Below are 11,484 nucleotides of genomic sequence, written 5' to 3'. Positions count from 1 at the left end.
CCGACACGCCGGGGTCCCGACACGCCCGGGTGTGCAGTTTCAATTGAAACTGTAAAACCCGGGCACGGCGGATCACAGTTTCAATTGAAACTGCGGTCACGGTGAGCGGAACGAGCCTCCGCGAGAGACGGGTCGGCCCCGGGCACCATGGGTGTCCGGGGCCGTTTGTGGGCCGGTTGCCGTGGCAGCCGACAGGATTCAGGTTTCGATTCAGCGCTCGTTGATCGACTTGTACGCGCGCTCCGGCGAGCCGGTGTAGATCTGGCGCGGACGGCTGATCTTGCGGGCCGGGTCCTCCAGCATCTCCCGCCAGTGCGCGATCCAGCCGGGCAGCCGGCCGAGCGCGAACAGGACGGTGAAGTACTTCGTCGGGAAGCCCATGGCCTTGTAGATCAGGCCGGTGTAGAAGTCGACGTTCGGGTACAGCTTGCGCTCGATGAAGTAGTCGTCGGCGAGCGCCTTCTCCTCGAGCTTCATCGCGATGTCCAGCAGCGGGTCGTTCGCACCCAGCTTGCTGAGCACCTCGTCGGCGGTCTTCTTGATGATCGCCGCGCGCGGGTCGTAGTTCTTGTAGACCCGGTGGCCGAAGCCCATCAGCCGGACGCCGGGCTCCTTGTTCTTCACGCGCTCGACGAACGAGTCGACGTCGCCGCCGTTGGCGTGGATGCCCTCGAGCATCTCCAGCACCGCGCTGTTCGCACCACCGTGCAGCGGGCCGAACAGGGCGTTGATGCCCGCGGAAACGCTGGCGAACAGGTTGGTCTCGGCCGAGCCCACCATCCGCACGGTCGAGGTGGAGCAGTTCTGCTCGTGGTCGGCGTGCAGGATGAACAGCAGGTCCAGGGCGCGGGCCAGCGTGGGGTCGACCTCGTAGGGCTCGGCGGGGAAGCCGAAGGTCATCCGGAGGAAGTTCTCCACCAGGCCCAGCGAGTTGTCCGGGTACAGGAAGGGCTGGCCGACCGACTTCTTGTAGGCGTAGGCCGCGATGGTGGGCAGCTTGGCCAGCAGCCGGACGGTGGACAGCTCCACCTGGTCCTTGTCGAAGGGGTTGAGGCTGTCCTGGTAGAAGGTGGACAGCGCGGACACCGCGGAGGACAGCACCGGCATCGGGTGCGCGTCGCGCGGGAAGCCGTCGAAGAACTGCTTGAGGTCTTCGTGCAGCAGGGTGTGCCGCTGGATCCGGGAGGCGAACTCGTCGTACTGCTGCTGGGTCGGCAGCTCGCCGTAGATCAGCAGGTAGCTGACCTCGATGAAGTTCGACTTGGCCGCCAGCTCCTCGATCGGGTAGCCGCGGTAGCGGAGGATGCCGGCGTCACCGTCGATGTAGGTGATGTCGGACTCGCAGGCCGCCGTGTTGACGAAGCCCGGGTCCAACGTCACCAAACCGGTCTTGGCCAACAACTTGCCGAGGTCCACGCCAGGCGCACCCTCGGTCGGCTCAGTCACCTGCATCTCGTGCTCGCCGGCGTCATAGCGCAGCGCGACGGTACGTTTGGCGGTCACGTCGTCGGGCATTCGGGAACCTCTCGCGCTCGTCGGGGTGCGTGTGGTGACGACCGCGGGTGCCCGGCCGACCGGCCTGGGCTGCGTTGTCGCCCGCGCGCGGCCCGGGGTGTCCGAACCGCCGCAGCACCACCCCGTTGGGGTCCTGTCAGTAGTCACGCTAGACCGCAGTGGGCCCCCCGCGCAGCAATCGCGTTTCGCCTTTTTGGCAGGTGGGACCACGATCACATCACATCGGGCGGCTTTCGCCGGAGATTTTTCGACGCTCCGGAACCATCTGGGCCGGTCATAGTGACCAACCGGGCCATCCGGACGGCGCAGCGCCGACTGCGCCAACCGGATCTCGGGCGGTTGAGCTCACAGGGTGTCGTCGAGCACGTCCGCCCAGTTCAGTCGGTGTGCAGCTCCTCGGACCACGGCGGTTCGGCACCCGGACGCGAGACGGTGACGGCCGCAGCGGCCGCCGCGAACCGCAGCGCGCGCTCCCACCCGGTCCCGTCGAGAGCGCGCACGCCCTCCGCTGAAAGCGCGTCGTTGCGGTGCAACCACGCCAGCAGCGCGGCCTGCACGGTGTCGCCGGCGCCGATGGTGTCGGCGACGTCGACCTTCTCCCCCGGAACGGTGAACTCGCCGTCGGCGGTCACCGCGGTCAGGCCGTCCGCACCTCGGGTCAGCACCACCGCGGCCGGTCCTTGGCGCTGCCACTCGCGAGCCGCGGCGAGCACGTCCCCGCCGTCCGCGAGCCATTCGGCGTCGTCGTCGGAGACCTTCAGCAGTCCCACCGACGGCAGCCAGGAGCGGAACCGGGCTCGGTAGGCGTCGGCATCGGCGATCAGACCGGCGCGGATGTTCGGGTCCAGCGCGACGAACCGGCCGCGCTCGGCTTCCCGGAACAGCACCCGCTCGTACACCGAAGCGCCTGGTTCCAGCACCATCCCGAGGGTGCCGAGGCAGAGCGCGGTGGCGCGCTCGGGCAGCTCCTGGTCGGTGACGAACCGGGTCGCGGTGCCCTCGGTGTGGAAGCTGTAGCGCGCCGAACCGTCCTCGGCGAGCCCCACCACGGCGAGCGTCGTCGGCTCCGGGCCGCGCTGCACCAGCTCGACATCCACATTGGATGCCCGCAGCCGCTCGAACAGCTCGTCCCCGAACTGGTCGGTGGACAGCCGGGCGTAGAACGCGGCCGGGACGCCGAGCCGTCCGAGGGCGATGGCCACGTTGTACGGCCCGCCGCCGAGCAACGGGTGCAGCGGCCCGAGCTCGCCCTCACCCGTGGCGGGGTCCGGGACGAGGTCGACCAGGGCCTCACCGCCGATGACGATCACTTCTGTCCTCCTTGTGCTTCTTCGGCCGGGGCCAGCCCGCCGAGCAGGAACTGCGAGAGCGCGTCGAACGCGGCCGCGTCCGAAAGCCCGGTGCGCTCGCCGATCTCGCCCCGCTGGATGCCCGCGATGGCGTGCCCGACCATTTCGCCGACGAACCCCGCATGCACCTCGCGGAACACCCCTTGCCGCACGCCCTCGCCGATGAAGGCGCGGATGCGGTCGGTGGCGGCGCGCGCGTTGGCCTCGTAGGTGGCGCGGGTGGAGAGGTTCGCGGCCATGTCGTCGATGAACTCCCGGGACGCCGGGCGCAGCGCTTCGGCCGCGGCGTCCAGGTAGACCCGGACCTTCTCCCGCACGTCCTGGACCGCCTCGACTCGCCGCTCGACGCTCTGCGTGGCGCACTTGAAGTAGTGCGCGACCACGCGGACCGCGAGCTGCTCCTTGCTGCCCGCCAGCGTGTACAGCGTCGATTTCGAGCAGTGCAGCCGGGCCACCAGGTCGTCCAGCGTGAAGTGCGCGAACCCTTCCGCGAGGAAGAGGTCGCGCAGCTGGTCCAGCAGCTCGGCCCGGCGGGCGTTCGCCGGTCGGCGGCTTTGGGAGGTGGTCATCGCTGGAAGCCTGCCACAGCACTGTCGGAGGACTTCGCGGGTTCTCCCCCGCGAGCACTTCCACAGTACTGGAGTTCGCCCTACAGTACTGGCATCAGTACTACCGGCAGTTGTCACACCGGCACCAGGAGCGCGAACCGCCATGCCCGTCCAACGCCTGCTTCCCACCTCCGAAGCCACCGATCTGCTCGCGCTGACCAGGGAGATCGCCCGCGATGAGCTCGCCGGGCGGGCCGCCGGCGACGAGGCGGCCGAGAAGTTCCCGCGCGACGCCTTCCGCCTGCTCGGCGAGTCCGGATTCCTCGGGCTGCCCTACGCCGAGGAGCACGGCGGCGGGGCCCAGCCGTACGAGGTCTACCTCCAGGTGCTGGAGGAGCTCAGCAGCGCGTGGATGACCGTCGGCGTCGGCCTGTCGGTGCACACCATGAGCTGCTTCCCGCTGGCCCACTTCGGCACCGACGAGCAACGTTCCCGCTGGCTGCCGGACATGCTCGGCGGCGACCTGCTCGGCGGGTACGCGCTGTCCGAACCGCACGCGGGCTCCGACGCGGCGTCGCTGAGCACGCGGGCCGTGCGCCAGGACGACGAGTACGGGATCACCGGCGCCAAGGCGTGGATCACGCACGGCGGCGTCGCGGACTTCTACACGCTCATGGCCCGCACCTCCGACGACGGGCCGCGCGGCATCAGCTGCTTCCTGGTCGACGGGTCGACCGCCGGTCTCTCGGCGGGACCGCCCGAGCACAAGATGGGCCTGACCGGATCGCCCACGACTCCGCTGTACTTCGAGGACGCGCGGGTGCCCGCGGAGCGGCTCGTCGGAGAGGAGGGCGACGGGCTGAAGATCGCGCTGGCCGCGCTGGACTCCGGCCGGCTGGGCATCGCCGCCTGCGCGGTCGGGCTGGCGCAGGCCGCCCTGGACCTGGCCGTGGACTACGCCAAGCAGCGCACCCAGTTCGGGCGGCCGATCATCGAGTTCCAGGGGCTGGAGTTCCTGCTGGCCGACATGGCCGCCGCGGTGCAGTCGGCGCGCGCGAGCTACCTCGACGGAGCGCGCCGCCGCGATGCCGGGATGCCCTTCGGGCAGCAGGCCTCGGTGGCGAAGCTGGTGGCCACGGACGCGGCGATGAAGGTGACCACCGACGCGGTCCAGGTCCTCGGCGGCGCGGGCTACACCCGCGACTTCCCGGCGGAGCGCTACATGCGCGAGGCCAAGGTCCTGCAGATCTTCGAGGGCACCAACCAGATCCAGCGCATGCTCATCGCCCGCGGCCTGAAGTGAGCGCACCTCCCGCGGTGGTCCCGTGAGCATTTTGGGTCGCTATAGCAGCCCAAAGTGCTCACGGGCACGGAACGAGCCGGTCAGAACGGGGTCAGGCCCCAGTGGGCGATCCAGGTCTCGCCGGGTTGGAGGGTCAGCAGGTCGGTGCCGGTGTTGAGGGCGTTCGGCGGGCAGGTCATCGGTTCGATCGCGACCGCCCGGCCGCGTCCGGGGAAGTCGTCCGGCGTGTAGACCTGCACCCACTTGAACACCGGATCCGCCCACAGCTGGACGCCGCGACCGTCCGGACCGGTCAGCGAGTGCCGGACGAACTCGTCGCCCGGCGCCGGTGCCGCCCCGCCGAAGGCGGTGTCCAGCAGCAGCCCGGCCAGCGGACGCCCGGTGCGGAAGTCGAGCTCGTCGCCCTGCAGCTCGCGGGGCGGGCGCACCGGAACCATCCGCTCGGCGTCCACCGGCAGCAGGCTCGACGCGGACAACCGCAGCGCGCAGTCGTCCGTCGCGGCGTTGCCCGCGCGCGGGTACGGGTGCACACCGACCCCGAAGGGCGTCGCGCGCGATCCCAGGTTCTCCATCGTGTGCGTGACGGTCAGCCCGTCCGGGCCGACGGAGTAGCCGACCGAGGTCAGCAGCGGCACCGGCCATCCCGGCTGCGCCGCCACCATCGCCTGCAGGACCACAGTGGACTCGGCGTGCTCGACGACGCTCCACGCGGTGTGCCGCAGCAGGCCGTGGATCGCGTTGTGCCGCGCGGGTTCGCTCAGCGCGAGCTGCTGCGGTTCCCCGTCGAGCACCCACCGGCCGTCGGCCACCCGGTTCGGCCAGGGCACCAGCACCGCACCGGCACCGCCCGGCGGCAGCTGGTCCGCCCCGTAGGTCTCGACGTGGGGCACTCCGTCGACGTCGAAAGCGCGCAACCCGGCACCGACTTCGGTGACCACGGCGCGCATCGGACCGGACGCGATCTCGAACTGCCGCCCGGTCGCAGGAACGGGTTCATTCACCTGGCCACCCTAATAAAAGCGGGCCTCCCGGACCGCTCGAACGGTCCGGGAGGCCCACCGGAATGCGGTGCCGACTAGGTGATCACTTGCCCAGCTTCTCGGCATCGAACTCCCGGCGGCCGTGGACCAGGTAGTTGATGCCCCAGAAGATCACGCCGAGGCCGAGCAGGATCCCGACGATCCCGTACTCGAGCAACGGGCGGCCGGTCAACGGGCTGGCGAAGAACGCGCAGGTGATCGCACCGGCGACCGGAACCCAGGTGGGCGCCTTGAAGTGCTTGTGCTCGACCTTGTCCTTGCGCAGGACCAAGCAGGCCACGTTGACGATGGCGAACACGATCAGCAGCAGCAGCGAGGTGGTGCCGCCGAGGTTCTCGATCTTCAGCGAGCTCACCAGCACGATCGCGAGGACGCTGGTGAACAGGATCGACACCCACGGCGTCTGCCGCGCCTGGTGCACCAGGCCGAACTGCTTCGGGATGATGCCCTCGTTCGACATGCCGTAGAGCAGGCGGCTGGCCATCATCATGTTGATCAACGCGGTGTTGCTCAGCGCGAACAGCGCGATGAAGGCGAACACGATCGGCGGGAACCACGGCGCGGCGACCTGGACGACCAGCAGCAGCGGCCCGGTGGAGTCGCTGAGGACGTCGGTGGGGATCAGCACCGAGGTGATCAGGGCGATGACCAGGTAGATACCTGCGGTGATCGCCATGCCCATCAGCACCGCGCGGGGGAAGGTCTTGGCCGGGTCCTCGGTCTCCTCGGCCATGTTCACGGTGTCCTCGAAGCCGATCATCGCGAAGAACGCGAGCGCCGTCGCCGAGGTGACCGCGATCAGCGGCGTGGTGTCGGTGTTGAACTGCAGCAGCCGGCTCGGGTCCGGGGTGAACGTCGGGTCGCTGACGCCCGCGAAGACCGCGTAGCCGCCGAAGACGATCACGATCGCCAGACCCGCCATCACCGCGATCGTCAGCAGCAGGTTCAGCTTGGCCGACTCGCCCACGCCGCGGAAGTTGACCGCCGCGATGAGCACGATGAAGGCGATCGCCACCAGCCACGACGGAGCGCCCGGGACGATCTCCTGGAGGTATTCACCGCTGAAGGCCTGCGCTCCGGAAGAGGCCGAGGTGATCCCGGAGCACATGACGGCGAAGGCGACCATGAAGGTCAGGAAGTTCACGCCGAACGCCTTGTGGATGTACAGCGGCGCGCCACCGGCCTTCGGGTACTTGCCCACCAGCTCCAGATAGCTGAACGCGGTCAGGAAGGCGACCACGAAGGCGACCACGAACGGGACCCACAGCGCCCCACCCACCTTGCCGGCGATCTTCCCGGTCAGGGCGTAGATCGTGGTGCCGATGATGTCGCCGACCACGAAGAAGAGCAGCAGTTTGGGCCCCATCGCCTTCTTGAGGCCTGGGCCTTGCGCACCGCCGGGCGCAGCGTCGTTCACGGTCGTCTCGTTGGCCATAGCTGGAAAGTGTGCAACCTCCCCTATCGGCCTCGATGCCCACCCCTGGTCGAATTGCACTGCGACGAATGCATCAGACGTGGCGAACTGCACAATCGAGCCTCGCCGGGAGGAATCATCCCTCGTCAGAGGCCGGTGCCCGGTAGCGCCAGAACGCGGGCAGCAGGGCCGCGGAGATCACCGCGCCGACGATCACGAGCACCCCGCCGACGGCGATCGCGGTCGACGTCCCCAACGCGGCACCGGACAAACCGTGCACGGTGTCGGCCAGCCGCGGCCCTCCGGCGACCACGACGGTGAACACGCCCTGGATGCGCCCGCGCATCTCGTCGGTCGCCGCCGCCTGCATGATCGAACCGCGGTAGACCATGCTCACCAGGTCGGCCCCGCCGCCGATCGCCAGGAAGACCACCGCCAGCCAGAGCGAGTCCGCCAGTCCGAAGCCGATCACCGCGAAGCCCCAGGCGACCACGCCGATGGTGACGCCCACGCCGTGGCGGCTGAATCGGTGCAGCCATCCGGAGAGCACGCCGCAGAGGAACGCGCCCAGCGGGATCGCGGCGAACAGCCAGCCCAGCGCGGCCCCGCCGCCGGGCGGATCGCCGAAGGTCCGCTCGGCCATCTCCGGGAACAACGCGCGCGGCATGCCGAACACCATCGCGATGATGTCCAGCAGGAACGACGCCAGCAGCACCGAGTGCAGCGCCAGGTACCGGAAGCCGTCCAGCACGGCGCGCAGCCCGGCCTTCTTCGGCGCGCCTTCCTGCGGCGGCAGCGGCGGCAACCGGAACACCGCCCAGAGCGCCGCGCACAGCGCCACCGCGTCGACCAGGTACAGCGTCTGGAGCCCGGCCACCGGCAGCAGCACGCCCGCCAGCAGCGGCCCGGCGATCGAACCGAGCTGGAACACGGTGGCGCCCAGCGCCTGCGCGGACGGCAGCAGGTGCACGGGGATCAGCCGGGCGATGGCGGCGCCGCGGGCCGGCATGTTGATCGCGAAGAACGTCTGCTGCCCGGCGAAGAGCACCAGCACCAGCCACACCGAGCGGATGTCGGAGGCGGCGACCAGCCACAGCAGGACCGAGGTGACCGCCAGGCCGGTGTTGGTGACCAGCAGCAGCCGCCTGCGGTCGACGGTGTCGGCGATCGCACCTCCCCACAGGCCGAACACCAGCAGCGGGACCAGGCCGAAGAGCCCGGCGATGCCGACGTAGGCGGAGGAACCGGTGATGTCGTAGAGCTGCTTGGGAACCGCCACGGCGGCGAACTGCGCGCCGACGGCGGTGACGATGTTGGACAGCCACAACCGGCGGTAGGCCGGGTACTTCAGCGGCCTGGTGTCGAGGAGGACCTTCCCCACCAGGGACTTGAGGGATCGACGGTTCGCTGTCTCGGTTCCGCTGCTGGGCTGCACGAGAGCCGAAGCCTAGCCGTTAGCGGGTCTAACAGCACTCGAATTTCCGCGCCGTGTGACCGAAACGACCCGCGCCGAACAGCGAAAACGCCCAGCCCCGGCGGGGGCTGGGCGTTCGGTTTCGGCTGGTGGTCACGGAGCGAGGCGCTCAACCGTCCAGGTGGTGTCCTTGCGGCGGAAGCGGAGGCGGTCGTGGAGCCGGTCCGGGCGGCCCTGCCAGAACTCCACCACGTCCGGGCGGATCCGCCAACCACCCCAGTGCGGCGGCACCGGGACCTTCTCCGCGTCGGCGAAGCGGCGCTCGATGCCGTTCAGCGACGACTTCAGCGCCTCGCGGTTGGCGACGACCCGCGACTGCGGCGACGCCCAAGCGCCGAGCTGCGAGCCGCGCGGGCGCACGCCCCAGTACTCGGCGGTCTCGGCGGCGTCGACCTTCTCCACCGTGCCGCGCACGTTGACCTGGCGCTGCAGGCCCAGCCACGGGAAGGTCGCGGCGGCTACTCGCGTGGACTTCAGGTCGTGGCTCTTGGCCGAGGTGTAGTTGGTGAAGAACACCACGCCCCGCTCGTCGAAGCCCTTGCACAGCACCGTGCGCGAGGACGGGATGCCCTCGGCGTTGGCGGTGGCCAGCACCATCGCGTTCGGCTCGACCAGCTCGGCCTGCACCGCCTCGTCGAACCAGAGCTGGAGCTGCTCGTGCCAGGTCGCGGCGAGCGAGGACTCGTCCAGCGCTCCGGCCTCGTACGACACCCGCATCGACGGCAATGCGACGTTGGCCTCCGACATCCCTATTCCTCCCTGACTCGCCCGACAGCGGCACGACTCGAACTTCTCCGGCTGCGCAGCCGGACGGTACGGGTTGGACCGGCTGGCGCGACAGGACCAGGTGGCGCCAACCACGTACGACGGTAAACGCGATCCGAACGGACGCCGAATCGGCGGTGCTTCACGATCGATTCCGCAACCGATGCAGTGATCGTTCTTACACCCGATCGGACCGGCGAGAACCACTCTTTGCAGTGAAAACGCCTGAACGGGACAAAAGTTCCGGCACCGCGGGCTACGGCTGCGCGGAGCCGGTGCGGTGCACCCGGACCAGGTCCGCGGTCCACATCGCCAGGACGAACGGGAACGTCGTCGGCACCAGCCCCAGGAACTCGATCCCGCCCTGCAGCAGCACCACCGCGGGGACGGCGATCAAGCAGGACCGCCAGGTGCGCCCGGTGGTCAGCAGCCCCACGACGACCAGCGCGGCGTTGAAGCCGTACACCCCGTCGCTGACGTCCAGCGGCGTGTCCGGCAGCAGCTCGACCGCCACCAGCGCCACCGCGGCACCGCAGAACGCGCCGACGGCCAGCCGGACCTGCACGATCGCCAGGCCGATCAGCATGACCAGGCCCGGCAGCCAGCCGTTCGACAGGAAGACCTCGGCCTCCGAGCTGAACAGGCTCAGGTAGTCGCCGTCGAGCCCGAGCACCGGCGACGGCGAGCTGGACGCGGCCTCGGCCCAGCCGAAGTGGTGTCCGGTGTGGACGATCAGCCAGTAGGTGAACACGAACGGGGCGGTGCGGGCAGGAACCGCGAGGAGGAGGTCCGCGACGCGCGCCAGCAGCGTCGCGACGACCGCCCCCGCGATTCCGACCAGCAACGCCGCGCCGAACGGCTGGAAGGACGCCACCGTCCCCAGCACCACCAGCGTGGAGTTGAAGCCGAACAGGCCTTGGGATATCCGCTCCCGCGGCACCCGCAGCGCGGTCGCGGTGAGCATCCCGACCGCGCTGCCGACCAGACCGGCGAGCGCGAATTCCGGCCCGGCCAGCGCGAGCGCGACCAGGAAGACGATCCCGGCCGGCACGCTCTCCTGCAAGTACACCTGCGAGACGCCCGTGGGCACGGCGCGCAGCAGGTCCAGCGCGCCGTGCCGCACCGGGGGCGACTTCTCCGCAGCGGTGTCGTTCACCAGCTCCGCACCTCTAGTTCCTTCGCATCCGGGTGGTGCGAAACGGCTTCGGCGAGCCGCCGCTCGGCGATCACGGCGTCGTCGCCGACGGCGGTGGCCATCGCCCCGCCCGCGGCCAGCGGCGCCAACGACCACCAGTCGCCGCTGCTCGGCACGACCGGATCGTGCTCCCACACGACGGTTTCGGTGGCCAGCACCCGCGCGCCCGCCAGGTAGCCGACGCTCGCGGTCAACCGCTCGTCACCGATGTCCAGCCGCTGCCGCAGCAGCGGAGTGCCGCCGCGCAGCACGTGCGTCGTGGTGGCCAACCGACCGGACCGCTCGCCGTACCGGCCGAGCACCAGCGTCTCCCGGCAGCGCGCCCGCGCGCCCTCGCCGAGCGCGATGGTCATCTCCGCCTGGTGGTCGGCCCGCGAGCTGATCACGGTCGCCTCGGGCAGGTACTCGACCGTCCCGCCGTCGGCGACCTCGATGTGCACGGTGGACCGGCTGTGCCCGCTGTGCTGCCCCGGCAGCGCCACGGTCGCGGCGGTGCCGCGCAGCAGCAGCCGGGCACCGGGGCCGACGTGGACGCGCAGGTCGACGACGTCGCCGCCGACCGGGGTGGCCGCCGAACCGACGAGGTGCACGACGGCGGTGCCGTCGGCGCTGGTGGTGGCGGCCCGGCGGGGCACCATCGTCATCGGCGACTGCGACCGCAGCTCCCGGACGACGCTCCGCCCGCCGTGCCCGAGCTCGACCCTCAGCAGCGCACTAGCGCGCACGCCGCACCACCTTCCGCCTGCGCGGGGGTCGTGAGTGCGTAACAGTGTTCGAACACTGTTACGCTGTCGCCTTCAACCAGGGCAAATGGCTGCCGCACTACGCGGGACTGATCGAGCGGTCGGCTCCGTTCCCGCCCCCGCCACCGGGCTGGGATC

Annotated in this window: 10 protein-coding genes; 1 reads left to right on the top strand and 9 read right to left on the bottom strand. The window is 70.1% G+C overall.

Features of this window, described 5'->3' with window-relative positions; translation table 11 throughout:
* Window positions 1-210: 210 nt before the first annotated feature.
* The 3 genes from ABTZ89_RS27645 to ABTZ89_RS27635 all read right to left on the bottom strand — a co-directional run bounded on the left by ABTZ89_RS27645 (window position 211) and on the right by ABTZ89_RS27635 (window position 3,433).
* Entirely contained in the window at window positions 211-1,515 is a 1,305-nt protein-coding gene (locus tag ABTZ89_RS27645) for a citrate synthase (protein ID WP_270948506.1), read from the bottom strand.
* Between the two features lie 377 nt (window positions 1,516-1,892).
* Window positions 1,893-2,825, bottom strand: coding sequence for a carbohydrate kinase family protein (locus ABTZ89_RS27640; RefSeq protein ID WP_270948505.1), 933 nt, complete (start codon window positions 2,823-2,825; stop codon window positions 1,893-1,895).
* On the bottom strand, window positions 2,822-3,433 hold the full coding sequence (locus ABTZ89_RS27635) for a TetR/AcrR family transcriptional regulator (protein ID WP_351049993.1): 612 nt from the start codon (window positions 3,431-3,433) through the stop codon (window positions 2,822-2,824). The genes ABTZ89_RS27640 and ABTZ89_RS27635 overlap by 4 nt, the downstream gene beginning before the upstream one ends.
* A gap of 142 nt (window positions 3,434-3,575) precedes the next feature.
* On the opposite strand from ABTZ89_RS27635, the gene ABTZ89_RS27630 reads away from it, so the two are divergent.
* Complete coding sequence (locus ABTZ89_RS27630; protein ID WP_351049990.1) at window positions 3,576-4,715, top strand: acyl-CoA dehydrogenase family protein; 1,140 nt, start codon at window positions 3,576-3,578, stop codon at window positions 4,713-4,715.
* An 80-nt stretch (window positions 4,716-4,795) separates the two neighbouring features.
* Here ABTZ89_RS27630 and ABTZ89_RS27625 read toward each other — a convergent pair whose 3' ends face one another.
* The 6 genes from ABTZ89_RS27625 to ABTZ89_RS27600 form a co-directional block, all read right to left on the bottom strand.
* Entirely contained in the window at window positions 4,796-5,716 is a 921-nt protein-coding gene (locus ABTZ89_RS27625; RefSeq protein WP_270948502.1) for an aldose 1-epimerase family protein, read from the bottom strand.
* An 82-nt stretch (window positions 5,717-5,798) separates the two neighbouring features.
* Window positions 5,799-7,190, bottom strand: a complete 1,392-nt coding sequence (locus ABTZ89_RS27620) for an APC family permease (RefSeq protein ID WP_351049986.1) — start codon at window positions 7,188-7,190, stop codon at window positions 5,799-5,801.
* Window positions 7,191-7,305: 115 nt separating this feature from the next.
* A complete protein-coding gene (locus ABTZ89_RS27615) occupies window positions 7,306-8,550 on the bottom strand; it encodes an MFS transporter (protein ID WP_351049983.1) in 1,245 nt (414 codons plus the stop codon).
* A 186-nt stretch (window positions 8,551-8,736) separates the two neighbouring features.
* On the bottom strand, window positions 8,737-9,390 hold the full coding sequence (gene pdxH / locus ABTZ89_RS27610; protein ID WP_351049980.1) for a pyridoxamine 5'-phosphate oxidase: 654 nt from the start codon (window positions 9,388-9,390) through the stop codon (window positions 8,737-8,739).
* A gap of 274 nt (window positions 9,391-9,664) precedes the next feature.
* Window positions 9,665-10,564 (bottom strand): urea transporter, encoded by a 900-nt coding sequence (locus tag ABTZ89_RS27605; RefSeq protein ID WP_351049977.1) that lies wholly within the window; start codon window positions 10,562-10,564, stop codon window positions 9,665-9,667.
* The gene (locus ABTZ89_RS27600; RefSeq protein WP_351049974.1) at window positions 10,561-11,328 is read right to left on the bottom strand and encodes an urease accessory protein UreD; all 768 of its coding nucleotides are present in this window, start codon (window positions 11,326-11,328) and stop codon (window positions 10,561-10,563) included. Before ABTZ89_RS27600 ends, ABTZ89_RS27605 begins: the two co-directional genes overlap by 4 nt.
* Window positions 11,329-11,484: the final 156 nt, after the last annotated feature.

It is taken from the genome of Saccharopolyspora sp. NPDC002686, from assembly GCF_040295745.1.
GTDB classification, from domain to species: domain Bacteria; phylum Actinomycetota; class Actinomycetes; order Mycobacteriales; family Pseudonocardiaceae; genus Saccharopolyspora; species Saccharopolyspora oryzae.
This window is presented reverse-complemented; position numbering and strand designations above follow the sequence as displayed.

Excerpts from the sequence above, each read along its gene's own strand:
- ABTZ89_RS27620 (WP_351049986.1), bottom strand. The coding sequence starts at position 7,190 with ATGGCCAACGAGACGACCGTGAACGACGCTGCGCCCGGCGGTGCGCAA.
- ABTZ89_RS27630 (WP_351049990.1), top strand. The coding sequence starts at position 3,576 with ATGCCCGTCCAACGCCTGCTTCCCACCTCCGAAGCCACCGATCTGCTC.
- ABTZ89_RS27645 (WP_270948506.1), bottom strand. The coding sequence starts at position 1,515 with ATGCCCGACGACGTGACCGCCAAACGTACCGTCGCGCTGCGCTATGAC.
- ABTZ89_RS27635 (WP_351049993.1), bottom strand. The coding sequence starts at position 3,433 with ATGACCACCTCCCAAAGCCGCCGACCGGCGAACGCCCGCCGGGCCGAG.
- pdxH (WP_351049980.1), bottom strand. The coding sequence starts at position 9,390 with ATGTCGGAGGCCAACGTCGCATTGCCGTCGATGCGGGTGTCGTACGAG.